23 protein-coding genes are annotated in these 23,338 nt (G+C 60.4%); 11 read left to right on the forward strand and 12 right to left on the reverse strand.

The genetic code is table 11. The features are described 5' to 3' along the window. Window positions 1-15: 15 nt before the first annotated feature. Together speE and FOT55_RS06040 are read right to left on the reverse strand one after the other, a co-directional pair. Window positions 16-879 carry a polyamine aminopropyltransferase gene (gene speE / locus FOT55_RS06035; protein ID WP_060434522.1) on the reverse strand — a complete coding sequence of 288 codons (864 nt, stop codon included), beginning with the start codon at window positions 877-879 and terminating at the stop codon, window positions 16-18. Between the two features lie 125 nt (window positions 880-1,004). Continuing rightward, window positions 1,005-1,352, reverse strand: a complete 348-nt coding sequence (locus FOT55_RS06040) for a YacC family pilotin-like protein (RefSeq protein WP_004937515.1) — start codon at window positions 1,350-1,352, stop codon at window positions 1,005-1,007. A gap of 217 nt (window positions 1,353-1,569) precedes the next feature. Here FOT55_RS06040 and cueO point away from each other — a divergent pair, with 217 nt between their 5' ends. From cueO to hpt, 4 genes are all read left to right on the forward strand, one after another. Further along, window positions 1,570-3,213 carry a multicopper oxidase CueO gene (gene cueO / locus FOT55_RS06045; protein WP_147823233.1) on the forward strand — a complete coding sequence of 548 codons (1,644 nt, stop codon included), beginning with the start codon at window positions 1,570-1,572 and terminating at the stop codon, window positions 3,211-3,213. Between the two features lie 105 nt (window positions 3,214-3,318). Next, window positions 3,319-3,510 carry a type II toxin-antitoxin system RelB family antitoxin gene (relB, locus tag FOT55_RS06050; RefSeq protein WP_049208400.1) on the forward strand — a complete coding sequence of 64 codons (192 nt, stop codon included), beginning with the start codon at window positions 3,319-3,321 and terminating at the stop codon, window positions 3,508-3,510. A gap of 5 nt (window positions 3,511-3,515) precedes the next feature. Beyond that, a complete protein-coding gene (locus FOT55_RS06055) occupies window positions 3,516-3,791 on the forward strand; it encodes a type II toxin-antitoxin system RelE/ParE family toxin (protein ID WP_049208401.1) in 276 nt (91 codons plus the stop codon). Between the two features lie 90 nt (window positions 3,792-3,881). Next, complete coding sequence (gene hpt, locus FOT55_RS06060; RefSeq protein WP_072269872.1) at window positions 3,882-4,418, forward strand: hypoxanthine phosphoribosyltransferase; 537 nt, start codon at window positions 3,882-3,884, stop codon at window positions 4,416-4,418. A 38-nt stretch (window positions 4,419-4,456) separates the two neighbouring features. On the opposite strand, the gene can is transcribed toward hpt, so the two are convergent. Then, window positions 4,457-5,113 carry a carbonate dehydratase gene (gene can, locus FOT55_RS06065; protein WP_016930066.1) on the reverse strand — a complete coding sequence of 219 codons (657 nt, stop codon included), beginning with the start codon at window positions 5,111-5,113 and terminating at the stop codon, window positions 4,457-4,459. Window positions 5,114-5,323: 210 nt separating this feature from the next. Between can and FOT55_RS06070 the strand changes: the two genes are divergently transcribed. From FOT55_RS06070 to FOT55_RS06080, 3 genes are all read left to right on the forward strand, one after another. Continuing rightward, complete coding sequence (locus tag FOT55_RS06070) at window positions 5,324-6,247, forward strand: ABC transporter ATP-binding protein (RefSeq protein ID WP_015379030.1); 924 nt, start codon at window positions 5,324-5,326, stop codon at window positions 6,245-6,247. Continuing rightward, on the forward strand, window positions 6,244-7,014 hold the full coding sequence (locus FOT55_RS06075; RefSeq protein WP_004937535.1) for an ABC transporter permease: 771 nt from the start codon (window positions 6,244-6,246) through the stop codon (window positions 7,012-7,014). Before FOT55_RS06070 ends, FOT55_RS06075 begins: the two co-directional genes overlap by 4 nt. 177 nt (window positions 7,015-7,191) lie before the next feature. Then, entirely contained in the window at window positions 7,192-8,472 is a 1,281-nt protein-coding gene (locus FOT55_RS06080; protein WP_049208402.1) for a polysaccharide deacetylase family protein, read from the forward strand. Window positions 8,473-8,506: 34 nt separating this feature from the next. Here the strand turns inward: FOT55_RS06080 and panD are convergent, their stop codons facing one another. The 3 genes from panD to panB all read right to left on the reverse strand — a co-directional run bounded on the left by panD (window position 8,507) and on the right by panB (window position 10,705). Further along, the gene (panD, locus tag FOT55_RS06085) at window positions 8,507-8,887 is read right to left on the reverse strand and encodes an aspartate 1-decarboxylase (RefSeq protein ID WP_004937544.1); all 381 of its coding nucleotides are present in this window, start codon (window positions 8,885-8,887) and stop codon (window positions 8,507-8,509) included. 145 nt (window positions 8,888-9,032) lie between these two features. Further along, window positions 9,033-9,887, reverse strand: a complete 855-nt coding sequence (panC, locus tag FOT55_RS06090) for a pantoate--beta-alanine ligase (protein WP_147823234.1) — start codon at window positions 9,885-9,887, stop codon at window positions 9,033-9,035. Window positions 9,888-9,910: 23 nt separating this feature from the next. Then, on the reverse strand, window positions 9,911-10,705 hold the full coding sequence (gene panB / locus FOT55_RS06095) for a 3-methyl-2-oxobutanoate hydroxymethyltransferase (protein ID WP_004937548.1): 795 nt from the start codon (window positions 10,703-10,705) through the stop codon (window positions 9,911-9,913). Between the two features lie 166 nt (window positions 10,706-10,871). Between panB and qseB the strand changes: the two genes are divergently transcribed. Next, a complete protein-coding gene (gene qseB / locus FOT55_RS06100; RefSeq protein ID WP_004937550.1) occupies window positions 10,872-11,534 on the forward strand; it encodes a quorum sensing response regulator transcription factor QseB in 663 nt (220 codons plus the stop codon). Then, window positions 11,531-12,889 carry a quorum sensing histidine kinase QseC gene (gene qseC, locus FOT55_RS06105; protein WP_147823235.1) on the forward strand — a complete coding sequence of 453 codons (1,359 nt, stop codon included), beginning with the start codon at window positions 11,531-11,533 and terminating at the stop codon, window positions 12,887-12,889. The genes qseB and qseC overlap by 4 nt, the downstream gene beginning before the upstream one ends. A 5-nt stretch (window positions 12,890-12,894) precedes the next feature. Here the strand turns inward: qseC and folK are convergent, their stop codons facing one another. From folK to thpR, 6 genes are all read right to left on the reverse strand, one after another. Beyond that, window positions 12,895-13,395, reverse strand: a complete 501-nt coding sequence (folK, locus tag FOT55_RS06110) for a 2-amino-4-hydroxy-6-hydroxymethyldihydropteridine diphosphokinase (RefSeq protein WP_019456064.1) — start codon at window positions 13,393-13,395, stop codon at window positions 12,895-12,897. After that, window positions 13,395-14,942 (reverse strand): polynucleotide adenylyltransferase PcnB, encoded by a 1,548-nt coding sequence (gene pcnB / locus FOT55_RS06115; RefSeq protein WP_071826146.1) that lies wholly within the window; start codon window positions 14,940-14,942, stop codon window positions 13,395-13,397. The genes folK and pcnB overlap by 1 nt, the downstream gene beginning before the upstream one ends. Before the next feature lie 61 nt (window positions 14,943-15,003). Further along, entirely contained in the window at window positions 15,004-15,915 is a 912-nt protein-coding gene (gluQRS, locus tag FOT55_RS06120; protein WP_147823236.1) for a tRNA glutamyl-Q(34) synthetase GluQRS, read from the reverse strand. A 72-nt stretch (window positions 15,916-15,987) separates the two neighbouring features. Beyond that, window positions 15,988-16,443 (reverse strand): RNA polymerase-binding protein DksA, encoded by a 456-nt coding sequence (dksA, locus tag FOT55_RS06125; protein WP_004937569.1) that lies wholly within the window; start codon window positions 16,441-16,443, stop codon window positions 15,988-15,990. A gap of 183 nt (window positions 16,444-16,626) precedes the next feature. Then, complete coding sequence (sfsA, locus tag FOT55_RS06130; protein ID WP_004937572.1) at window positions 16,627-17,334, reverse strand: DNA/RNA nuclease SfsA; 708 nt, start codon at window positions 17,332-17,334, stop codon at window positions 16,627-16,629. Further along, a complete protein-coding gene (gene thpR / locus FOT55_RS06135; RefSeq protein ID WP_025304220.1) occupies window positions 17,331-17,873 on the reverse strand; it encodes an RNA 2',3'-cyclic phosphodiesterase in 543 nt (180 codons plus the stop codon). The genes sfsA and thpR overlap by 4 nt, the downstream gene beginning before the upstream one ends. A gap of 189 nt (window positions 17,874-18,062) precedes the next feature. Here thpR and hrpB point away from each other — a divergent pair, with 189 nt between their 5' ends. Next, entirely contained in the window at window positions 18,063-20,501 is a 2,439-nt protein-coding gene (gene hrpB, locus FOT55_RS06140) for an ATP-dependent helicase HrpB (RefSeq protein ID WP_187181932.1), read from the forward strand. A 118-nt stretch (window positions 20,502-20,619) separates the two neighbouring features. After that, window positions 20,620-23,112 (forward strand): bifunctional glycosyl transferase/transpeptidase, encoded by a 2,493-nt coding sequence (gene mrcB, locus FOT55_RS06145; protein ID WP_025304218.1) that lies wholly within the window; start codon window positions 20,620-20,622, stop codon window positions 23,110-23,112. Window positions 23,113-23,338 lie beyond the last annotated feature (226 nt).

A 23,338-nucleotide genomic window follows, 5' to 3' on the forward strand; every position in this document is an offset into this window, starting at 1 on the left:
CCTTTATCTTCTCGCTTAACGTGTTACGTTCAGGGCATTGAGCAAATATTGCGGCAGGGCAAAGCTGCCGACGTGAATTGCCGGGTTGTAATAACGGCAGTGTAGGCCGCTTTGGTTAAAGCGCTGTTGCAGGGTAGGCAGATCGCGCTGGCGCAGTGCCGGGTTCTGGCTCGCCCAGGCAAAGGTCATGATGCCGCCGTAATAGGTCGGGATCGCTGCCTGATAGAAGCTGACGTCGGTAAAGTAGCGGTTCAGTTTGGCGTGGCTGTTGACCGCCTCATCCTGTTGCAGGAAGCAGACGCCGTTCTGCGCAACGAAAATGCCGCCCTCATTCAGGCAGCGGGCGCAGCCTTCATAAAACGCCGAGGTGAACAGGCTTTCGCCGGGGCCGATCGGATCGGTGCAGTCGGAGATGATCACATCGAACGTTTCGTCGGTTTGATTCACGAAGTTGACGCCGTCGTCGATCACCAACTTGAAGCGCGGATCGTCATAGGCGCCGGCGCTGTGGTTGGGCAGGTATTGGCGGCAGAACTCGACGACACCGGCGTCGATCTCGACCATGGTGATCTGCTCCACGCCAGGATGCCGGCTGACTTCGCGCAGCATGCCGCCGTCGCCGCCGCCGATGATCAGCACTTTCTTCGCCTGGCCATGCGCCAGCAGCGGCACGTGGGTCAGCATTTCGTGATAGATGAACTCGTCACGCTCGGTGGTTTGCACCACGCCGTCGAGCGCCATCACGCGCCCCAGGACCGGGTTCTCGAAGATCACCAGATCCTGATGATCGGTCTTCTCGCGGTACAGCACCTTCTCTACCGAGAAATACTGGCCGAAGCCCGTATGCAGCGTTTCGTACCAAATTTCTTTCTGGGTCATGTGCGGGAAACTCCGTAATAACAGCCATGAAAAATCGGCGCAACATCATAGCTAACTCTGTCTGGCGATGCACGGTTGAATTTCAGACAGAGAGAGCGAAAGGCGGGTGGGGGAGAGGGGCGGAATTAGTTGGCGTAGGCCAGCAGGCTCAAAGAGTCGCGCGCCAGCGATTTGCACTTCTTAGGCGTTGGAATGGCGATGCCGCTGAGATCGCGATAGCTGTCTTCGCCCAGCGCCTTCATGTTAAAGCTGTTGTAGTTGCTCAAATCCCAGCGGTTTTGTTGCGCGAAATAGACAATGGCGCGTTTGATTTGCGCATTTGGCAAATCGTTGTAGCCGCAATCATTTTTCAAATAAATAAATACCGCCGTCAGATCGGCCAGATCTTCCGCCTCGGATTCATTCAGCGCCAGACTGGCGTTGGAGAAGCCCAGCATCGCCAGCAACAGCATCGATAACGTTGTTTTTTTCATCATGAAATAGGCCTGTTTGTCGTCTGCTGACGTTACCACACTTGCCTGTAAAGGCACCAAATTTTATTGCTGCCGGGCCGGCGTCGCGCGTGCCGGTCATACTCTCTTGATTGTGAGGCATAGCTTAAAATACCGCCAGGAAAGGCTTGACCTTCCGCCTGGGGGAAGGTTTAGGCTGACGGCATTGAGTTATGTCACTGAGAAAAGGGAGTCAGCGATGTTACGCCGTGATTTTATTAAATTAACCGCTGCGCTGGGCGCGGCGAGCGCATTGCCGTTATGGAGCAGGGCCGCTTGGGCGGCCGATCGGCCGGCCTTGCCGGTACCGCCGCTGTTGATGCCGGACGCGCAGGGAAAGATTGCGCTGGCGCTGCAGGCGGGTGAAACCCGCTGGTTGCCCGGTGCCGCCACCAAAACCTGGGGATTCAACGGCGCGCTGCTCGGGCCGGCGGTGAAGCTGCAGCGTGGCCAGCCGGTGACGGTCGATATCAAAAACAGCCTGGCGGAGGCCAGTACCGTCCACTGGCACGGGCTGGAAATTCCCGGCGACGTCGATGGCGGCCCGCAGGCGCTGATCCACCCCGGCGCGACGCGCACGGTGAATTTCACCGTCGAACAACCGGCCGCTACCTGCTGGTTCCACCCGCACACGCACGGTAAAACCGGCAGCCAGGTGATGATGGGGCTGGCGGGGTTGGTGCTGCTGGAAGACGATGAAAGCGCCAAACTGCCGCTGCCGAAAACCTGGGGGCAGGATGATATTCCGGTGATCCTGCAGGATAAGCGGCTGGGCAAAGACGCGCAGATCGAATACCGCCTGGACGTGATGAGCGCGGCGGTAGGCTGGTTTGGCGATCGCATGTTCACCAACGGCGCGCAGTATCCGCAACATCTGGCGTCGCGCGGCTGGCTGCGTCTGCGTTTTCTCAACGGTTGCAACGCCCGCTCGTTGAATCTGGCGGCCAGTGACAACCGTCCGCTGTATGTTATCGCCAGCGACGGCGGTTTCCTGGCTGAGCCGGTGAAGCTGACCGAGCTGCCGATGCTGATGGGCGAACGCTTTGAAGTGCTGGTGGATGCCTCCGACGGGAAAGCGTTCGATATCGTGACGCTGCCGGTGAAACAGATGGGCATGACGCTGGCTCCGTTCGATCAGCCGCTGCCGGTGTTGCGCATTCAGCCGTCGTTGGCACAGGGTATCAAAACCATGCCGGACAGCCTGGTGAAGCTGCCGACATTGCCTGCCACCACTGGTATCCAGGAGCGTTGGCTGCAGCTGATGATGGATCCGCAGCTGGATATGCTCGGCATGCAGGCGCTGATGGATCGTTATGGTCACCAGGCGATGGCTGGCATGAGCATGAATCATGGAGCGACGGGTGCTGGAGACATGAAAGGCATGGAGAAGGGCGGCATGCAGGGCATGGACCACGGCAACATGAAGGGCATGGATCATGGCAAGATGGCCGGGATGGATCACGGCGGCGCGCAGAGCAAAGCCAAACCGTTCGATTTCAGCCATGGCAACATGATCAACGGCAAGGCCTTCGACATGAACAAACCGATGTTTGCCGCCAAACGGGGCCAGTATGAAAAATGGACCATTTCCGGTGAGGGCGACATGATGCTGCACCCGTTCCACATTCACGGCACCCAGTTCCGTATCCTTTCGGAAAACGGCAAACCGCCGGCGGCGCATCGCAGCGGCTGGAAGGACACGGTGCGCGTCGAAGGTTGGCGCAGCGAAGTGCTGGTGCGTTTCGATCATCCGGCAAGCAGCGAACATGCGTATATGGCCCACTGCCACCTGTTGGAGCATGAAGATACCGGCATGATGATGGGCTTTACCGTCGACGACTGATCGCGGTTCATCGCTCAGGTGGCGGTGCGCTCGCGTCGCCACCGCTTGGTTCAATGAAAGGAAGCCGTTATACTGATTAAAATATCAGCTGTTGAGGAGCGCGTCATGCCGACAAAATTGGATCCCATCGTCTCTGAGTTTGAGACTCAAGAACAGGCTGATAGCTACGATCGTTGGTTCAGAAGCACCGTGGAATCTTCTGTCAATAGCGACACCCCCCGTATCCCCCATGATGAAGTCATGGCTGGTGCTCGTCACATTATCGAGCAGGCGAAAGCCAAAAGAAAATCGGCCTGACCCTTATGTTAACCGTTAAATGGACTGACGAAGCAAAAACGGGTTTATATACGCTGCTGGCTTTTATCGCTGAGCGAAATCCACTTGCCGCTGAGGCTTTGTTGCAACGTATCGAAGAGTCGGTTATCCCGTTAGCGGAACATCCTTATCTATTCCGGCCTGGCAGGGTGAACGGGACTCGTGAAATGGTTGTTCATCCTAATTACATTGTGGTTTACCGCGTGCTGGCTGCACATATTGAAATAGTGAGTGTCCTGCACGCTCGTCAGGAATACCCTTAATAAAGAAAACTCCCCTGTCCGGGAGAGAGGCAAGTCGTAACGGCCTATGCTAAACTCTGCGCCTTTCTTCCGGCAACTGACCTGAATACTATGAAACACACTGTAGACGTAATGATTTCCGAGCAGGAAGTTAAGACCCGTATCGCCGAACTTGGCCACCAGATCACCGAACATTACCGCGACAGCGGCAGCGACATGGTACTGGTCGGGCTGCTGCGCGGCTCCTTCATGTTCATGGCCGATCTCTGCCGCGCGATCGACGTGCCGCACGAAGTCGACTTTATGACCGCCTCCAGCTACGGCAGCGGTATGTCCACCACCCGCGACGTGAAGATCCTCAAGGATCTGGACGAAGACATTCGCGGCAAAGACGTGCTGATCGTGGAAGACATCATCGATTCCGGCAACACGCTGAACAAAGTGCGCGAGATTTTGGCGCTGCGCGGGCCGAAATCGCTGGCGATTTGTACCTTGCTGGACAAACCTGAGCGCCGTGAAGTGCAGGTGCCGGTCGAATATGTCGGCTTCTCGATCCCGGATGAGTTCGTGGTGGGGTATGGCATCGACTACGCTCAGCGCTACCGTCACCTGCCGTACGTCGGCAAAGTGGTGCTGCTGGACGAGTAATTGGATGTGGGGCGCGGCAAGCCGCGCCCGCGGCGGGGTTATACGCCTTTATCCTGCTTCAGTTTGGCTATCGCTTTGCGGTAGCCCATCTCCAGGCTCTCGCGGCTGGTCGCCAGCACTTCCATATCGCGCAGACGGCCGTCCTGAATGCCGTACACCCAACCGTGGATCATCACCTTCTGGCCGCGCTTCCAGGCGGACTGCATGATGGTGGAGTGGCCCAGGTTGTACACTTGCTCAATGACGTTGATCTCGCACAGCATGTCGAAACGCTGTTCCGGCGGCAGCTCGCCCAGCAGCGAGCTGTGCTTGTACCACAGATCGCGAATGTGCAGCAGCCAGTTGTCGATCAACCCCAGTTCCGGGTTTTCCACCGCCGCCTGCACGCCGCCGCAGCCCAGGTGGCCGCAGATGATGATGTGTTCGACTTCCAGCACATCTACCGCATACTGCACCACCGACAGGCAGTTAAGATCGGTGTGGATAACGAGGTTCGCCACGTTGCGATGGACGAACAGTTCACCCGGCTCGAGGCCGGTCAGGCGTTCTGCGGGAACGCGGCTGTCAGAGCAACCAATCCATAAGAAGCGGGGCTTTTGCGCCTGGGCTAAACGTTCAAAAAATTCCGGGTCTTCCTGACTGATATTGGCCGACCAGGCCTGGTTGTTGGCGATAAGCTCTTCGATTTCTTTCATGAAGGTGATTGACCCGTAACGAACAGATTGCGTTGGAGTAATATAGGGTAAGCGTCACAATTTGGAAATCGGAACAGTGGTGCAACCTCATTTACCGCACGGATTCGACGCAGTGAAAACGCCGTCGATGCTAGGATTATCGTTAGTGTTTCAAGCCTCGCAAACAGGGGCGCGGCGGCATACTCATCGTCATAAGGTACTATTTTACATATGAATTATGCACTGGAATTAGCGCAGCTGACCAAGACTTACGCCGGTGGCGTCAAGGCGCTGCGCGGCATCGACCTGAGCGTCGAAGCGGGGGACTTTTATGCCCTGCTGGGGCCAAACGGCGCCGGAAAGTCCACCACCATCGGCATCATCAGCTCGCTGGTGAACAAAACCGCCGGCAGCGTGCGGGTATTCGGTTATGACATCGATAAAGACATCGTCAACGCCAAGCGCCAGCTCGGCCTGGTGCCGCAGGAGTTCAACTTCAACCCGTTCGAGACCGTGTTGCAGATCGTGGTGAACCAGGCGGGTTACTACGGCGTCACGCGGCGTGAAGCGATGGCGCGCGCCGAGAAATACCTCAATCAGCTGGATCTGTGGGGCAAGCGCAACGAGCGCGCCCGTATGCTGTCCGGCGGCATGAAGCGCCGCCTGATGATCGCCCGCGCGTTGATGCACCAACCGAAGCTGCTGATCCTCGATGAACCGACCGCCGGGGTGGATATCGAACTGCGTCGCTCGATGTGGGGCTTCCTGAAAGAGCTGAACGCCCAGGGCACCACCATTATCCTCACCACCCACTATCTGGAAGAGGCGGAAATGCTGTGCCGCAACATCGGCATCATCCAGAACGGGGAACTGGTGGAAAACACCTCGATGAAGGGGCTGCTGGCCAAGCTGAAGTCGGAAACCTTCATCCTCGATCTGGCGGCGAAGAGCCCGCTGCCGAAGCTGGATGGTTACCACAGCCGCCTGACGGATACCTCGACGCTGGAAGTGGAGGTGATGCGCGAGCAGGGGCTGAACGGCCTGTTCGCCCAGCTGAGCGCGCAGGGCGTGCAGGTGCTGAGCATGCGCAATAAGGCGAACCGCCTGGAAGAGCTGTTTGTCACCCTGGTTAACGGCAATGGAGAAAAAGCATGACGCGTTTGTATTGGGTGGCCTTACAAAGCATCTGGGCCAAAGAGGTAAACCGGTTCGCGCGCATCTGGATCCAGACCCTGGTGCCGCCGGTGATCACCATGACGCTGTACTTCATCATCTTCGGTAACCTGATCGGTTCGCGTATCGGTGATATGCACGGCTTCAGCTACATGCAGTTCATCGTGCCCGGCCTTATCATGATGGCGGTCATTACCAACTCCTATGCCAACGTCGCCTCGTCGTTCTTCAGCGCCAAGTTTCAGCGCAACATTGAGGAACTGCTGGTGGCGCCGGTGCCGACCCACGTGGTGATCGCCGGCTATGTCGGCGGCGGCGTGGCCCGCGGTATCTGCGTCGGCGTGCTGGTGACCATCATCTCGCTGTTCTTCGTGCCGCTGCAGGTACACGCCTGGTGGGTGATTGCGCTGACGCTGTTGCTGACGGCGATCTTGTTCTCGCTGGCGGGGCTGATCAACGCGGTGTTTGCCACCACTTTCGATGATATCAGCCTGATCCCGACCTTCGTGCTGACGCCGCTGACTTACTTGGGCGGGGTGTTCTACTCGCTGTCGCTGCTGCCGCCATTCTGGCAGGCGGTGTCCAAGCTGAATCCGATCGTCTATATGATCAGCGGCTTCCGCTACGGCTTCCTCGGCATCAACGATGTGCCGCTGGCGTTCACCATGGCGGTGCTGGTGGCATTTATCGCGGTGTTCTATCTGCTGTCCTGGTATCTGATCGAGCGCGGCCGCGGCCTGCGCAGCTGATCATATCACGCTCCCGCTTTCCCGGCGGGAGCGCCTTTCTTGATTTGGCGCAGGCGGCGCGTAAATCAATAGAATTGCTCAAATAACCGCTAGTTCCCCGCTGTTCAAATCGTGCTATGCTGGCGCTCCACATTTCCTTCACTTTTGTCATTACGCACTCGTAAGCAGAACATCATCATGCGGTCTCAATACACGTTAACGGCTGGGTTACTCGGCATTCTGATGTCGTTGGTTTCCCCTGTGAGCCTGGCTAATCTGCTGTCGGAAGACGGCGCGGTTAAATCTGAATACATGGAAGCGCAGCGCGATAGCGAAGTCTATGCGTTGGTGGGCGAGCATGTGATCCCGGTAGGGGAAGTGAAGCGCGGGCAGCTGATCCAAGTCTTCCCGGCGGATGCGGAATACTACGAATTCAAATTCGGGCACGGTACCGGCTTTATCGATAAAGACGACGTGCGTGAATTGAAGAAGTCGCGCAAGGTGCAAGACGATTTGGGCGAGCTGAACAAACCGCTGACCAACCAGAATCTGATCACGCAAAAAACGATAGACGTATACACCGCAGCGGACAAGGACAGCGAGGTCTTGGGCACGCTGGAAGGCAACCTGCGCTATCCCATCATCGGCAAGCTGAAAGATCGCCTGAACAACACCTGGTACGAGGTCAACATCGGCGAGCGGCTGGGGTTCATTAATGAGTTGGACTGCGAGATCGATAACGGCATACCGGTGCTGACTTACCACCACCTGCTGAAAAACGAAGAGAACAAACGCTTCCGCCACACCTCGACCACCACCTCAGACGTGGCGTTCAGCAACCAAATGACCTATCTGAAGCAGGCGGGCTACGACACCATTTCGCTGTATCAGCTGGAAGCCTACCTGAAAAATCAGATCAACCTGCCTGGCAAGGCGATCGTGCTGACCTTCGACGACGGGCTGAAGTCGGTTTATCGCTACGCTTACCCGGTGCTGAAGGATTACGGTTTCCGCGCCACGGCGTTCATCATCTCTTCGCGCATCAAACGCCACCCGCAGAAATGGAACCCGGACTCGCTGCAGTTTATGAGCGTTTCGGAGCTCAAGCAGATTCAGGACGTGTTCGACGTGCAGTCGCATACCCATTTTCTGCACCGCACCGACGGCAACCGCCAGCCGATTTTGCTGAGCCGTTCGTTGCACAATATCGAGTTCGATTTTGAGCGCTCGCGCCGCGCGCTGTCGCAGTTCAATCCGCACGTGCTGTATCTGTCTTATCCGTTCGGCGGCTATAACCAACGGGCGATTCAGGCGGCGCAGGACGCCGGGTTCCATCTGGCGGTGACCACGGTGCAGGGCAAGGTGAAGCCGGGGGATAACCCCTATACGCTGAAGCGGCTGTATATTCTGCGCACCGACTCGATCCAGACCATGGCGGATCGGATAGCCAACAAGCCGGGTACGGTGGTGGTGCAGTAGGGAAGAACGGGCGCGTAAGGCGCCCGTTTTATTGTCAGGCGACCTGAACCGGCACGGCTTTCGCCTTGCGCTGCAGGTTGTTGTCACCTTCGAAATAGGCGACTTTCGGGTGGTGCTGGCGGGCGTCGGCGTCGGTCATTTGCACATAGGAGCAGATGATCAGTTTGTCGCCCACGCAGGCGCAGCGCGCGGCGGCGCCGTTGACCGAAATGATGCGCGAACCGCGCTCGGCGGCAATGGCGTAGGTGGAGAAGCGCTGGCCGTTATCCACGTTGTAAATATCGATCGCTTCATATTCCAGAATGCCGGCGGCTTCCAGAAAATCCTGGTCGATGGCGCAGGATCCTTCATAGTGCAAGTCAGCCTGAGTGACTTTGACGCGATGCAGCTTGCCTTGCAGCATAGTACGTATCATAGCTTTACCTAACTGAATATCGGCCTTCACAGGCGCTGGGGTTGAACATCTCTCCTGCATCCCTGCAATCTCTATCGTCACCGATTGCTCCGCCATTGTCTACCAATGGTCAAGGCTTCAGGATGACGATAGTATAAAAAACGGCTTATAGCGTCAGGTCAACCTGCTGGTTGTCGATAAGACGCGCCTTGCCCAGCCAGGCGGCCATCAGCACCACCGCCCGCTGGCTATCTACCGTCAGCGGCTGCAGGCTATCGGCGTCGCGAATAAACAGCTCATCCGGCGTAAAGCCGGCGGCGCGAAGCTGCTCGGCGGTCTGCTCCAACAGCGTTTCGACCTGGCGCTCGCCATTGGCCAGCTGCTGTGCCAGCGCGTTCATGATCTTGCTCAGCTGCGGCGCGATCTTGCGCTCTTCGGCGGTCAGGTAGCCATTACGCGAACTGAGGGCCAGGCCGTCTTTGGCGCGCACGGTCGGCACGCCGACGATATCGATGTCGTAACCCATGTCCGCCACCATTTTGCGGATCAGCGCCAGCTGTTGGTAATCCTTCTCGCCGAAGCAGGCCAAATCAGGCTGTACCAGGTTGAACAGCTTGCTGACGATGGTGGAAACGCCGCGGAAGTGGCCCGGCCGGCTTGCGCCTTCCAGAATGCTGGAGATGCCGGGCACGTCGACGTAGGTCTGCTGCTCCAGCCCCTGCGGATAGACCGCGGCCGGGGCCGGCGCGAACACCAGATCGACGCCGCGGCGGGTCAGCTTCTCGCTGTCTTCCTGCAGCGTGCGCGGGTAGCGCGCCAGATCGTCCGGCCGATCGAACTGCATCGGGTTGACGAAGATGCTCACCACCACCACGTCGGCGCGGGCACGCGCTTCATCGACCAGCGTCATGTGGCCGTCGTGCAGGTTGCCCATGGTCGGCACCAGCGCGATGCGTTTGCCTTCCTGGCGCCAGCGGCGGATCTGCTGACGCAGCATCGGCAGGGTTTCGATAATAATCATTGGGTGACTCCTGGAACCATCGCTTAGTTAAAAGAGTGTTCAGCCGCCGGGTAGAGGCCTTGCTCCACTTCCTGAATGTAGTGCTGCACCGCCGTGCGGATATCGCCGCTCTGCGCCAGGAAGTTCTTGGCGAACTTCGGCGTGTGGCCGCCGGTGATGCCGAAGGCGTCGTGCATCACCAAGATCTGGCCGTCGGTGCCGTTGCCGGCACCGATGCCGATGACCGGAATGGACAACGCTTCGGTGATCTGGCGCGCCAGCTCGGTCGGCACGCATTCCAGCACCAGCAGCTGAATGCCGGCCAGTTCCAGATTCTGCGCGTCCTGCAGCAGCTGTTTGGCGGCCAGTTCGTCGCGCCCTTGCACCTTATAGCCACCGAACACGTTGACCGATTGCGGCGTCAGGCCCAGGTGGCCGCACACCGGCACGGCGCGCTCAGCGAGCATTTTCACCGTGTCGCACAGCCAGCTGCCACCTTCCAGTTTCACCATGTTGGCGCCGGCGCGCATCAGCTCGGCGGCGTTGGCGAAGGTCTGTTCCGGGGTGGCGTAACTCATGAACGGCAGATCGGCCAGCAGCAGGCAGGCCGGCGCGCCGCGGCGCACGGCGCGCGTGTGGTAGGCCACGTCGGCGACGGTGACCGGCAGGGTGGAGTCGTGGCCCTGCAGCGTCATGCCCAGCGAATCGCCCACCAACAGGACTTTGATGCCTTGCTCTTCAAACAGTTTGGCAAAGCTGGCATCGTAGGCGGTAAGGGTAGCAAACTTGCGCTGCTCCTGTTTCCACTGGCGCAAATGGGTCACGGTGGTGGGTTTCATCACAACGTCTCCTGAAACGGGCCGTGCGGCTTACGCAGGCCCAGGCTGCAAAAAAGTGCAGCCATTCTACTGTAACCCGATCGGGGTGGGTAGCGCGGATCGCCATGCTTAAGCGGTTCTTAAGAACCTTGTGGTGCAATGGTGCCATGACTGAAAAGGGATACTCATGCGAATTTTGCTGATCGAAGATGACAAACTGATCGGGGACGGCATCAAGGCCGGGCTGACCAAACTCGGCTTCAATCTGGACTGGTTCACCGACGGCGCCGTCGGCAAAAATGCGCTGGACAGTGCGCCGTACGATGCGGTGATCCTCGATCTCAGCCTGCCGGGCCTCGACGGCCTGGATCTGCTGCGCCAGTGGCGCCAGGCCGGGCAGGACGTGCCGGTCCTGATCCTCACCGCCCGCGACGCGCTGGAGCAGCGGGTCAGCGGGCTGCAAAGCGGTGCCGACGATTATCTGTGCAAGCCGTTCGCGCTGGCCGAAGTGGCGGCGCGCCTGCAGGCGCTGATCCGCCGTCGCCACGGCCAACTGATGCCGCAGCTGACGCACGGCAACGTGGTGTTCGACAGCGCCACCCGCAGCGTGAGCTGCAACGGCGAGCCGGTGACGCTGACGCCGCGCGAATTGGCGGTACTGGAGCTGTTTCTGCACAACAAGGGGCGGGTGCTGGCGCGGCCGTTAATTCAGGAGAAGCTGTACAACTGGGATGACGAGGTGAGCAGCAACGCGGTGGAGGTACATATTCACCACCTGCGGCGCAAGCTGGGCAACGGCTTCATCCGTACCATCCACGGCGTGGGTTACACGCTGGGGGATGCGCCGTGAAGCGTCTCAGCCTGCGGCTGCGCCTGATCCTGATCTTCAGCCTGCTGGCGCTGCTGACCTGGAGCACCGCCAGCATGGTGGCCTGGGTGATGTCGCGCAACACCATCAACGAAGTGTTCGACACCCAACAGATGCTGTTCGCCAAACGGCTGGCGACCGCCAACCTCGGCGATCTGCTGGCCGATGAAAGTGCGCGCAGCCTGCCGAAAACCAAGAAGCTGGTGCATCATGGCAAGCGCGGCGAGCAGGACGACGACGCGCTGGCGTTCGCCATCTTCGATCGCGATGGCAAGATGCTGCTCAACGACGGTGAGAACGGCGCTGATTTCCTGTTTGACGGGGAGCGTGAAGGTTTTACCGACGGTGAGCGCAAAGGCGATGATGACAGCTGGCGCCTGGTATGGTTGACCAGCCCCGACGGGCGCTATCGCATTGTCGTGGGGCAGGAGTGGGATTACCGGCGCGATATGGCGCTGGGCATGGTGACAGGCCAATTGGTGCCCTGGCTGGCGACGCTGCCAGTGCTGATGCTGCTGATCGCGCTGATGGTTGGGCGCGAGCTGCGGCCGCTGCGTGCGGTGGCCGCCGGTTTGCGTCGGCGTGCACCCGATGACGCCACGCCGCTGGATGCGCGCCAGGTGCCGACCGAGGTGCGCCCGCTGGTGGATGCGCTCAATGCGCTGTTCTCTCGCATCAACGCTTTGCTGGTGCGAGAGCGACGCTTCACCTCCGATGCCGCGCACGAATTGCGCAGCCCATTGGCGGCATTGCGGGTGCAGACCGAAGTGGTGCAGTTGGCGGGGGATGATGCGCCGATGCGCGAGCACGCGCTGGACAATCTGACGGTCGGCATCGATCGCGCGACCCGGCTGGTGGATCAACTGCTGACGCTGTCGCGGCTGGATTCGCTGTCGGATCTGGCCGAGCTGGCGCCTATCGACTGGAACGATCTGGTGACGATGACCCTGGCGGAACAGGATCGGCAAGCCCATGCGGCGGGTGTGACGCTGCGCTATGAACATCGGGGAACGCCACCGCCGCGTCAGGGGGAAACCTTGCTGTTGTCGCTGCTATTGCGCAACTTGCTGGACAACGCGGTGCGCTATACCCCGCAGGGCGGCGTCGTCACCGTGACGCTGAGCGAACGTTCGCTGACGGTAGAGGATGACGGCCCGGGGGTGACCGCGGAGCATCTGGCGCGGCTGGGAGAACGTTTCTATCGCCCGCCGGGACAGGAACAAACCGGCAGCGGGCTGGGGTTATCGATCGTGCAGCGTATTGCCGGCTTGCATGGTTTACAGATCAGTTTCGCCAATCGCTCGGCGGGGGGATTCGTTGCGCGGTTGGCACTGTAGGTGAGTCAGGATTTCGGTTTTGGCTGATGCCATAGCGCCATGCCGTTTTCCGGCACGCGCTTGAGGCAGCTGGCGAGCGGTTCGCCATCGGGGAAAATCAGATCGGGGGCGATTTCCGCCAGCGGGTAGAGCATGAATTCGCGCTCTTTCAGGCCGTAATGCGGTACCGTCAGGCGCTCGGTATGGATCACCTTGTCGCCGTACAGCATGATGTCTAAATCGAGCGTGCGCGGCCCCCAGCGTTCATCCTTGCGCACGCGCCCCTGATTGCGTTCTATCGCCTGGGTATGGTCGAGCAGCTGTTCGGGCGGCAACAGGGTATCCAGCGCCACCACCGCGTTGAGGAAGTCCGGCTGGTTTTGCGGCCCCAGCGGCTTGGTGCGGTAAAACGAAGAACAGGTGACCAGCCGGGTGCGCGGGAGATGCTCCAGCGCCTCCAGTGCGGCTTTAACCTGTTGCAGCGGCTGCGCCAGGTTGCTGCCCAGCGCGATATAAACGCGGATCATTATGCCCCTTCTTTACGCGGTGCCCGGCGACGAGGACGGCGTTGACGCGCGCGGCGCGGCGCCGGATCGTCACCCAGGGTGCTCAGCATGGCTTTCTGCCGCGCCGGCGTGGCGTCTTGGAACTCACCCCACCACTCGGCCAGACGCAGCATCTCCTGATTGTCTTCCACTTCCGCACGCAGCGCCAGCAAATCATAGGCGGCGCGGAATTTCGGATGTTCCATCAGTTTGTGCGCGCGTTTGCCCTGACGGCGGGACAGGCGCAGCTGCAGCTGCCAGATATCGCGCACCAGCGTGGTGATGCGTTTCGGGATCGCCAGCGAGCGGCACTGCTCGTCGAGTACGTCGTTCATCGCCAGCGCGAAGGCGTCGTAGTACGCCAGGCCGCTTTCCTGCGCCAGCTTCTGCGCGTGCTCCAGCAGCGGGTACCACAGCATGGCGGCAAACAGGAAGGCTGGGTTGACGCGCATGTCGTTCTGCAGACGGTGATCGGTGTTCTTCAGCACCTGCGCCAGAATGCGCTCCATCGGCGTATCGTGGTTCGGCGTGAAGTTGCGGGCGATCAGCGGGAACAGCGGTTGGAACAGCTGGTATTCGCACAGCTTCAGGTAGGTCTGGAAACCGTAACCCGCCTGCAGCAGCTTGAGGGATTCTTCGAACAGGCGCGCCGGCGGGATCTCGTGCAGCAGCGAGGCCAGGCGCGGGATCGGCTCGGCGGTCTCTTCGCTGATGCGCATATCCAGCTTGGCGGCGAAGCGCACCGCGCGCAGCATGCGCACCGGATCTTCGCGGTAGCGGGTTTCTGGATCGCCAATCAGGCGGATCACGCCTTGCTTCAGATCGTTCAGGCCGCCGACGTAATCGCGCAGGGTGAAATCCGCCACGCCGTAGTACAGGCTGTTGATGGTGAAATCACGGCGCTGGGCGTCCTCCTCGATCGAACCGAAGATGTTGTCGCGCAGCAGCATGCCGTTTTGCGCCTGCTGAGACGAGTTCTTGTCGGATTCCTGATTCTGTTCGTGGTGACCGCGGAAGGTGGCCACTTCGATGATCTCCGGCCCGAACATCACGTGCGCCAAGCGGAAACGGCGGCCGACCAGGCGGCAGTTGCGGAACAGCTTGCGCACTTGCTCCGGCGTGGCGTTGGTGGTGATGTCGAAGTCTTTCGGCTTTTTGCCGAGCAACAGATCGCGCACCCCGCCGCCGACCAGATAGGCCTCGTAGCCGGACTTGTTCAGGCGATAAAGCACTTTCAGCGCATTTTCGCTGATGTCTTTACGGGAGATCGAGTGCTGTTCGCGCGGGATCACGGTCATCGAGTCGTTGCTCTCGGCGATAGGAAAAGGCGGACGCTTGCGCGGCGTTGAGCGGCGGGCAGGGGCGTTGCTGCCGTTATCGGCGGCGCGCGGCTGCGGCGCAGGGCGGCTTGGCGCCGCGGCACGCTCTTCGCGGACTACGTTTTTATCGCCGGCCGCCGCGTCGTCGCGGGGCAGCTTGTCATCGCGGGTCAGTACCTTACGACAGAAGTTGGCTACTCGGGTAAAAATGGTACACCTCGATAGTGACTGATAAAAATGGAGCTAACAAAAAATAGCGGCTAATCATAGCTCACCATGGCTCCTTTGAGAATGCCGGCGTGTTTTCATCCAGAGGGATAGCCTCCTGACGCGGCACGTTTTCCAACCGCCAGTGTTCGATCGCCCAGCTCAATAATAATGGCAGGTCAAGATCTTGCCAGCTTTCCGGCAGCGGTTGGCGCAGAAATTTCAGCGCGGCGATCAGCACCGGCCGCGGATCGCCAGCGGGCAATGCCGGCGCATGGTTTTGCTTCGACAGCTTGATGCCGTTGGCACCCAGCGCCAGCGGCAGATGCACATAAGTGGGCACCGGCGCCTGCAGCTGGCGGTAAAGGGCAATTTGGCGCACCGTCGGTTCGATCAGATCGGCGCCGCGGACAATCTCGGTCACGCCCTGAAAATGGTCGTCGATCACCACCGCCAGATTGTAAGCGAACAGCCCATCGCGGCGGCGAATGATAAAGTCTTCCCCCGCCAGCGCCGGATCGGCGTGCAATTCTCCCTGCAGGCGATCGTGGAACCGGTAAACGGGGGCGGTCTGACACAAGCGGATGGCGGCACCCTGCGGGCCGAGCTGCAAATCGCGGCAGTGGCCGTCGTACAATCCGCCGATGTGCTGGATGCGGCTGCGGGTGCAGGTGCAGTAATAGCTGAGCCCCTGGCGCTGCAACAGATCCAGCGCGGCGCGATAGGCGTCGTGACGTTGGGATTGATAGATAACCTGGCCGTCCCAATGGAGACCATAATGTTCCAGCGCGGACAGGATGCGAGCGGCGGCGCCGGGGACTTCGCGCGGCGGATCGATATCTTCGATGCGAACCAGCCACTGCCCGCGTTGGGCGCGAGCCTGAAGGTAGCTTCCCAGAGCGGCAATCAGCGAACCGAAATGCAGATCCCCGGAAGGCGATGGGGCAAAGCGCCCCACATAATGACTTTCTTGCATATCAGAGGGGAGAGGTTCCCTTTTCTCTGTGCGGCGCACGCAGGTGCGCACGCCGCAGCGGTAACAACGGTATTAGCCGGCCATCTGCTTTTCGCGGATCTCAGCCAGTGTCTTGCAGTCGATGCACAGATCGGCGGTCGGACGCGCTTCGAGGCGACGAATGCCGATCTCCACGCCACAAGATTCGCAGTAGCCGAAATCATCGTCTTCCACTTTCTTCAGCGTTTTCTCGATCTTTTTGATCAGTTTGCGTTCACGGTCACGGTTACGCAGTTCAAGGCTGAACTCTTCTTCCTGGGTAGCGCGGTCGGCCGGATCAGGGAAGTTGGCTGCCTCTTCTTGCATATGCGATACAGTACGGTCCACTTCGTCCCTGAGCTGGTTGCGCCACGCTTCAAGAATGCGCTTGAAATGCGACAACTGGGCGTCGTTCATGTACTCTTCGCCCGGCTTCTCTTGGTACGGCTCCACCCCAGCGATGGCGAGAATGCTCAAGGACGAGGTTTTACGGTTTTGCCCTTCTTGCATGTTGCTTCTCCTACATACACACGCACTATCGAATCCCCAATGCGGGGGAAAAACAGGCCGCTATAAATAACAGAAGGAAGGTAGGTTGGCAATTATTCCTGTCGCCCGCTTGACAATCGTGTGAAGGAGGGCGTATTTGGCGATCGTGCTGGCCGGTTGTCTATTTATAGGGACCCGACTGCGCTAATCGATAAAAAACGGCAGCTTATCGCAGAGATAAATACCGTCAGGTGATAATTTTGCCCCATAGCAAACCACTTCCACTCCCAACTGCCGGACCTGTGCCAACAGCGCCGCATAGCGCTCATCTATATGATGTGCCGGTGCGACCTGCTCAATACCGCTGTGTAACACGGCAAAGAACAACACCGCCCGTTGCCCGCTTTCAACCACGCTGAGCAACTCACGCAGGTGCTTTTGCCCTCTGAGCGTTACCGCATCAGGAAAGTAACCACGTTGTTGTTGCAGTAATGTGACTGACTTAACTTCAATATAGCAGTTAACCCGATTTTCTGCCTGTAATAACAAATCGATACGGCTGTTTTCACCGCCGTATTTCACTTCGCCACTAATTTTACTGTAACCGGATAATTCATTGATTAAATTGTGTTCAATCGCCTCGCGCACCAGCGCGTTGGCGCGCAGGGTGTTGACGCAGATCCAGTGTCCCTGTTGGGTATGGGTCAGCTCCCAGCTGTGGGCGTATTTACGTTTGGGGTTGTCCGAGGTGGAGTACCAAACGGTATCGCCGGGCGTGGCGCAGCCGGTCATGGCGCCGGTATTGGCGCAGTGCAGCGTAAAGGTTTCCCCTTCCGGGGTGATCACGTCCGCCAGAAAGCGCTTGTAACGTTTGATCAGCGTGGCGGAACGCAGCGGTGGAGAGAAAATCATGCGGATGCCTGCTTGGCCAGCGGCCACTGTTCGAGGTGTTGATAACGGGTGCGGCCGTTTTCGAACACCGACTCATATAAGGAAAAGGCGTCGGCGCTGAACGCCCAGCCCGGCGTCGCCGGCGGGATGGCTACCGGCTGGGTGGCGGCGCGCAGCAGCGTGATGTGCGGATGGAACGGCAGCGCGCTTTGGTGGCAGCCGCTGCGGGCGGCCTGCGAACGCAGCAGCTCGGCCAGCTGCAGCAGCCCGCGCGGTGCGCGGCGGGTGCCGAGCCAGACCACGCCGGGGCGCGGCCAATGGCCGAGATCGTCGAGCCGCATGCTGAAGCCGGGTTGAACGATGCGGCCGGCCAATTTGCGCAGCGCCAGCTCTTTCTGCGCGGTGACCTCGCCAAGAAACGCCAGCGTCAGGTGCAAATTGGCCGCCGCCACCGGTCGGCCGGCCTCCGGCGCAAACGCCTCGGCGCGCCAGCGGATCACCTGCTGTTGCAGGGCATCAGGCAAAGACAGGGCGAAAAACAGGCGGCGCGAATTGGACATGGGGGCTCGGTAAATAATGACAAATCCGTCAGGAACAGACTTGAATGCGGTTTGCAACGGTCTCGCGCGAAGCGGGGCGCATGGATGAGCTCCGTACTATAGCTAACGACGCCGCAGTTTGAAAGGCTACGGGGGCAAAGCTAATGCTACACTGTACGCCGTTTAACGTTAACCACCACGGAGAGTACAGTGTCTTCATTGCCCGTCAGCGCGGTGCTTGATGAGTTGCTGGCTGCGCTGCAGTCCGCTCCTCAGGTGCTGTTGCACGCCCCGACCGGCGCCGGTAAATCCACCTGGTTGCCGCTGCAGATCCTGGCTAAGGCCGGATTGCCGGGGCGCATTATCATGCTGGAGCCGCGGCGGCTGGCAGCGAAAAATGTCGCTTACCGCCTGGCACAGCAACTGGGGGAGGAGCCCGGCCAGACCGTGGGCTACCGCATGCGCGCCGAAAGTAAAAGCGGGCCGCAGACCCGGCTGGAAGTGGTGACGGAAGGCATTCTCACCCGCATGCTGCAGCAGGATGCCGAGCTGCAGGGCGTGTCGCTGGTGATCCTCGATGAATTTCACGAACGCAGTCTGCAGGCCGATTTGGCGCTGGCGCTGCTGCTCGACGTGCAGCAAGGGCTACGCGACGATCTGAAACTGCTGATCATGTCGGCCACGCTGGACAACGTCCGTATGACGCAGCTGTTGCCGCAGGCACCGGTGGTGGTGTCAGAGGGACGCAGCTTTCCGGTTGAACGTTTATATCAGCCGTTGGCCAGCCATCAGCGGCTGGAGGATGGCGTAGCGGCGGCGGTGAAGCGCATGCTGGCCGAACAGCCGGGGTCTTTGCTGCTGTTCCTGCCGGGCGTAGCGGAGATCAATCGGGTGCTGGAGCGATTGACCGGCGAGGTGGCGAGCGATACCGATCTTTGCCCGCTGTATGGTGCCCTGCCTTTGGCGCAACAGCAAAAAGCGATTCAGCCGGCGGCACCTGGCCGCCGCAAGGTGGTGCTGGCGACCAACATCGCCGAAACCAGCCTGACGATCGAGGGTATCCGGCTGGTGGTGGACAGCGGCCTGGAACGCGTGGCGCGTTACGACGTGCGCAACGGTTTGACGCGGCTGGCGACGCAGCGCATCAGTCAGGCCTCAATGGTGCAGCGCGCCGGGCGCGCCGGGCGCCTGGAGCCGGGCCTTTGCTGGCACCTGTTCGCCAAAGAGCAGGCGGAGCGTGCGGCCGAACATGCCGAACCGGAAATTTTACAAAGCGATCTCACCGGCTTCTGGCTCGAGCTGTTGCAGTGGGGGTGCCATGATCCGGCGCAGCTGACCTGGCTTGATGCGCCTCCGACGGCGGCATTGGCAGCGGCCAGGGCACTGTTGCACCGGCTGGGAGCCACGGATGACGGCGGCAAACTTACCGCGCCGGGGCGCCAGATGGCCGCGCTGGGGTGCGAGCCGCGGCTGGCGGCGATGCTGGTCGCCGGGGCGGCACTGAGCGCCGACGGCCTGGCGACGGCGGCGTTGCTGGCGGCATTGCTGGAAGAACCGCCGCGCGGCGGGCAGATGGATATCGGCTACTGGCTGAGCCGCCCGCAACCGAACTGGCGGCAGCGCGCCGCGCAGTTGACCAAACGCCTGCCGCAACGTGCGGGGCAAGTCGACGTCGATCTGGCGCCGCGCCTGTTAGCGCAGGCGTTTACCGATCGCATCGCCCAGCGCCGTGGCCAGGACGGCCGCTACCTGCTGGCCAACGGCCTGGGCGCGGCGATGAACCAGGACGAGGCGCTGTCGCGCGCCCCCTGGCTTATCGTTCCCAGCCTGTTGCAGAGCCACAACAGCCCCGATGCGCGTATCCTGCTGGCGCTGCCGGCTGACATCGAAGCCCTGGCGGCGCAGCTGCCGGCGATCGTCACGCAGCGCACGGCGGTGGAATGGGATGAAGAGAAGGGCACGCTGCGCGCCTGGAAGCGCCAGCAGATCGGTCGTCTGACGCTGCGCGCTCAGCCGCTGGCCAAACCGGCGGACGAAGAGCTGCAGCAGGCGCTGCTCGACTGGGTGCGCGCACAGGGGTTGGCGGTGCTCAACTGGGAGGGGGCCGCTGAACAATTGCGGGTGCGCCTGCAGTGCGCGCAAGCCTGGCTGCCGGAGGCGGAGTGGCCGGCGATGGATGAAGAGCCGCTGCTGGCGGCGCTGGAGCAGTGGCTGTTGCCGTCGCTGAACGGCGTGCGCGATCTGCGCGGATTGAAGCAGGTCAACATCGCCGAGGCGCTGTCCCGTCTGCTGGACTGGCAGCAAAAGCAGCGGCTGGATAATGCGCTACCCACTCATTACACTGTGCCGACCGGCAGCCGCTTACCGATCCGTTATGAGGCGGGTAAACCGCCGGCGCTGGCGGTGCGTTTGCAGGAGGTGTTCGGCGAGCAGCGCAGCCCGATGTTGGCGGAGGGTCGCATCCCGGTGGTGCTTGAGTTACTCTCACCGGCGCACCGGCCGTTGCAAATCACCGGCGATCTGGCGGCCTTCTGGCAAGGCGCCTATCGCGAGGTGCAAAAAGAGATGAAGGGCCGCTACCCTAAACACGTTTGGCCGGACGATCCGGCCACGGCGGTACCGACGCGCCGAACGAAGAAATATCAGTAGGTCGCGATCATTTAAGGTTTGGAATTCAGATGTTTCTTCTGGTCAGCGCTGCGGCGTAGGCACAGATTAAGCGACTAATCATGGCCGGCAGTGTCGGCAAGCTCGGAGAACAACAGCCATGGCTGGGGATGACCGCGAGCCCATCGGGCGCAAAGGAAAACAACCAAAAAGCACCGCGTCGCGCAAGCCGCCGCGCCGTCGCCGAGACGACGATTATGACGATTACGAAGAAGACGAGTATGACGATGATGAGTATGAAGAGGAGGAGGAACGCATGCCGCGTAAGGTAAAAGCGACTCCGCCGCGTAAAAAACGCCGTTGGCTTGGCCTGTTTATCAAACTGATCCTGGTGATCGCCGTCCTGTTGGCGATCTATGGCGTCTACCTGGACTCGCAGATCCGCAGCCGCATCGACGGTAAAGTCTGGCAGCTGCCGGCGGCGGTGTACGGCCGCATGGTCAACCTGGAACCGGGCATGCCGTACAGCAAGAAGGAGATGGTCAACCTGCTGGAGGGCATGCAGTACCGTCAGGTCAGCCGCATGACGCGACCAGGCGAGTTTACCGTGCAGGCCAACAGCATCGAAATGCTGCGCCGCCCGTTCGACTTCCCGGATGGTAAAGAAGGGCAGATCCGCGCCCGCCTCGATTTCCAGAACAACCGTCTGGCGAAGATCGAAAATCTGGACAGCGGCCGCAGCTTCGGCTTCTTCCGCCTCGATCCGCGTCTTATCACCATGCTGCAGTCGCCTAACGGTGAACAGCGCCTGTTCGTGCCGCGTTCCGGTTTCCCGGATCTGTTGGTAGACACGCTGATCGCCACGGAAGACCGCCATTTCTATGAGCATGACGGCATCAGCCCGTACTCCATCGGCCGCGCGGTGCTGGCCAACCTGACCGCCGGTCGTGCGGTGCAGGGCGGCAGTACCCTGACGCAGCAGCTGGTGAAGAACCTGTTCCTGACCAACGAACGTTCGCTGTGGCGTAAGGCCAACGAAGCCTATATGGCGCTGTTGGTGGATTACCGTTACAGCAAAGACCGCATCCTGGAGCTGTATCTGAACGAGGTGTACCTCGGCCAGAGCGGTAGCGACCAGATCCGCGGCTTCCCGCTGGCCAGCCTGTATTACTTCGGCCGTCCGGTGGACGAGCTGAGCCTCGATCAGCAGGCGTTGCTGGTCGGCATGGTCAAGGGCGCGTCGCTGTATAACCCGTGGCGCAACCCGAAACTGGCGCTGGAACGCCGCAACCTGGTGCTCAAACTGCTGCAGAACCAGGGCGTGATCGACGGCGAGCTGTATGACATGCTGAGCGCGCGTCCGCTGGGCGTGCAGCCGAAAGGCGGCGTCATTACGCCACAGCCGGCGTTTATGCAGATGGTGCGTCAGGAACTGCAAACCAAGCTGGGCGATAAGGTCAATGACCTGTCCGGCGTGAAGATCTTCACCACGCTGGATCCGGTGTCGCAAGACGCGGCGGAAAAAGCGGTCGAAGACGGCATCCCGGCGCTGCGCGCTGCGCGTCACCTGCAGGATCTGGAAGCGGCGATGGTGATCGTCGATCGCTTCAGCGGTGAAGTACGCGCCATGGTCGGCGGCGCCAACCCGCAGTTCGCCGGTTTCAACCGCGCCATGCAGGCGCGACGCCTGGTCGGCTCGCTGGCCAAACCGCCAACGTACCTGACCGCGCTGTCCGAGCCGGACAAATACCGCCTCAACACCTGGCTGGCGGATGCGCCGCTGTCGCTGAAACAGCCGAACGGCGCCGTCTGGCAGCCGAACAACTACGATCGCAAATTCCGCGGTCAGGTGATGCTGGTGGATGCGTTGGCCAACTCGCTGAACGTGCCGACGGTGAACCTCGGCCTGTCGGTCGGGCTGGATCAGATCAGCGCCACGCTGCAACGCCTGGGGATCCCGAAAGCGGAGATCAATCCGGTGCCTTCGATGCTGCTGGGGGCGATCGGCCTGACGCCGATGGAAGTCGCGCAGGAGTACCAGACCATCGCCAGCGGCGGTAACCGTGCGCCACTGTCGGCGGTGCGTTCGGTGATCGCCGAAGACGGCACGGTGCTGTACCAGAGCTTCCCGCAGGCGGAGCGCATGGTGCCGGCGCAGGCCGCTTACCTGACGCTGTACGCGATGCAGCAGGGCGTGGCGCGCGGGACCTCCCGCTCGCTGTCGGTGAAGTTCCCGAACTACAACCTGGCGGCGAAAACCGGTACCACCAACGATCTGCGTGACAGCTGGTTCGCCGGCATCGACGGCAAGGAAGTGGCGATCGCCTGGGTGGGGCGCGACAACAACGGCCCGGCCAAGCTGACCGGCGCCAACGGCGCGTTGACCCTGTATCGCCGCTATCTGGAAAACCAGACGCCGCTGCCGCTGATGCTGCAGCCGCCGGAAGGCATAAACCAGATGAGCATCGACTCTGCCGGCAACTTTATCTGCGGCGGCGGCAGCTGGCGCACCATCCCGGTCTGGACCGACAATCCGCAGGGATTGTGCCAGGCCAGCCAGGCGGCGGTGCAGCAACAGCAGCAACCGGCGGCGGGTGAGCAAAAAGATGGCGATGGCGTCGCCGGCTGGATCAAGGATATGTTCGGTCAGTAATCGCTACCGGGGCGTCGGCCCCGGTGAAAATTTTTTCTTTGTTATTAGGCCCGTAACCGTGGTTGCGGGCTTTTTTGTTTTTCCGCTCGTTTTATTTCCCTGTTAACTACATGGCTAAGCGCCTAATCCTTAACCTATTTGCCCTATGAATTCGGCTTGCAGTTTAATTTGGCTTCTGCATAAAATGCGACGCTTATAATAATTATTATCGTTTACATTCGTCATT

Origin of the sequence: Serratia bockelmannii (assembly GCF_008011855.1) — a bacterium.
Taxonomy (GTDB): Bacteria; Pseudomonadota; Gammaproteobacteria; order Enterobacterales; family Enterobacteriaceae; genus Serratia; species Serratia bockelmannii.

Coding starts and splice junctions, on each gene's coding strand:
- FOT55_RS06055 (WP_049208401.1), top strand. CDS start 3,516: ATGTTAACCGTTAAATGGACTGACGAAGCAAAAACGGGTTTATATACG.
- mrcB (WP_025304218.1), top strand. CDS start 20,620: ATGGCTGGGGATGACCGCGAGCCCATCGGGCGCAAAGGAAAACAACCA.
- thpR (WP_025304220.1), bottom strand. CDS start 17,873: ATGTCCAATTCGCGCCGCCTGTTTTTCGCCCTGTCTTTGCCTGATGCC.
- gluQRS (WP_147823236.1), bottom strand. CDS start 15,915: ATGCAAGAAAGTCATTATGTGGGGCGCTTTGCCCCATCGCCTTCCGGG.
- relB (WP_049208400.1), top strand. CDS start 3,319: ATGCCGACAAAATTGGATCCCATCGTCTCTGAGTTTGAGACTCAAGAA.
- hpt (WP_072269872.1), top strand. CDS start 3,882: ATGAAACACACTGTAGACGTAATGATTTCCGAGCAGGAAGTTAAGACC.
- qseB (WP_004937550.1), top strand. CDS start 10,872: ATGCGAATTTTGCTGATCGAAGATGACAAACTGATCGGGGACGGCATC.
- FOT55_RS06075 (WP_004937535.1), top strand. CDS start 6,244: ATGACGCGTTTGTATTGGGTGGCCTTACAAAGCATCTGGGCCAAAGAG.
- folK (WP_019456064.1), bottom strand. CDS start 13,395: ATGATCCGCGTTTATATCGCGCTGGGCAGCAACCTGGCGCAGCCGCTG.
- can (WP_016930066.1), bottom strand. CDS start 5,113: ATGAAAGAAATCGAAGAGCTTATCGCCAACAACCAGGCCTGGTCGGCC.
- cueO (WP_147823233.1), top strand. CDS start 1,570: ATGTTACGCCGTGATTTTATTAAATTAACCGCTGCGCTGGGCGCGGCG.
- panD (WP_004937544.1), bottom strand. CDS start 8,887: ATGATACGTACTATGCTGCAAGGCAAGCTGCATCGCGTCAAAGTCACT.
- FOT55_RS06040 (WP_004937515.1), bottom strand. CDS start 1,352: ATGAAAAAAACAACGTTATCGATGCTGTTGCTGGCGATGCTGGGCTTC.
- panB (WP_004937548.1), bottom strand. CDS start 10,705: ATGAAACCCACCACCGTGACCCATTTGCGCCAGTGGAAACAGGAGCAG.
- panC (WP_147823234.1), bottom strand. CDS start 9,887: ATGATTATTATCGAAACCCTGCCGATGCTGCGTCAGCAGATCCGCCGC.
- FOT55_RS06070 (WP_015379030.1), top strand. CDS start 5,324: ATGAATTATGCACTGGAATTAGCGCAGCTGACCAAGACTTACGCCGGT.
- FOT55_RS06080 (WP_049208402.1), top strand. CDS start 7,192: ATGCGGTCTCAATACACGTTAACGGCTGGGTTACTCGGCATTCTGATG.
- sfsA (WP_004937572.1), bottom strand. CDS start 17,334: ATGATTTTCTCTCCACCGCTGCGTTCCGCCACGCTGATCAAACGTTAC.
- speE (WP_060434522.1), bottom strand. CDS start 879: ATGACCCAGAAAGAAATTTGGTACGAAACGCTGCATACGGGCTTCGGC.
- dksA (WP_004937569.1), bottom strand. CDS start 16,443: ATGCAAGAAGGGCAAAACCGTAAAACCTCGTCCTTGAGCATTCTCGCC.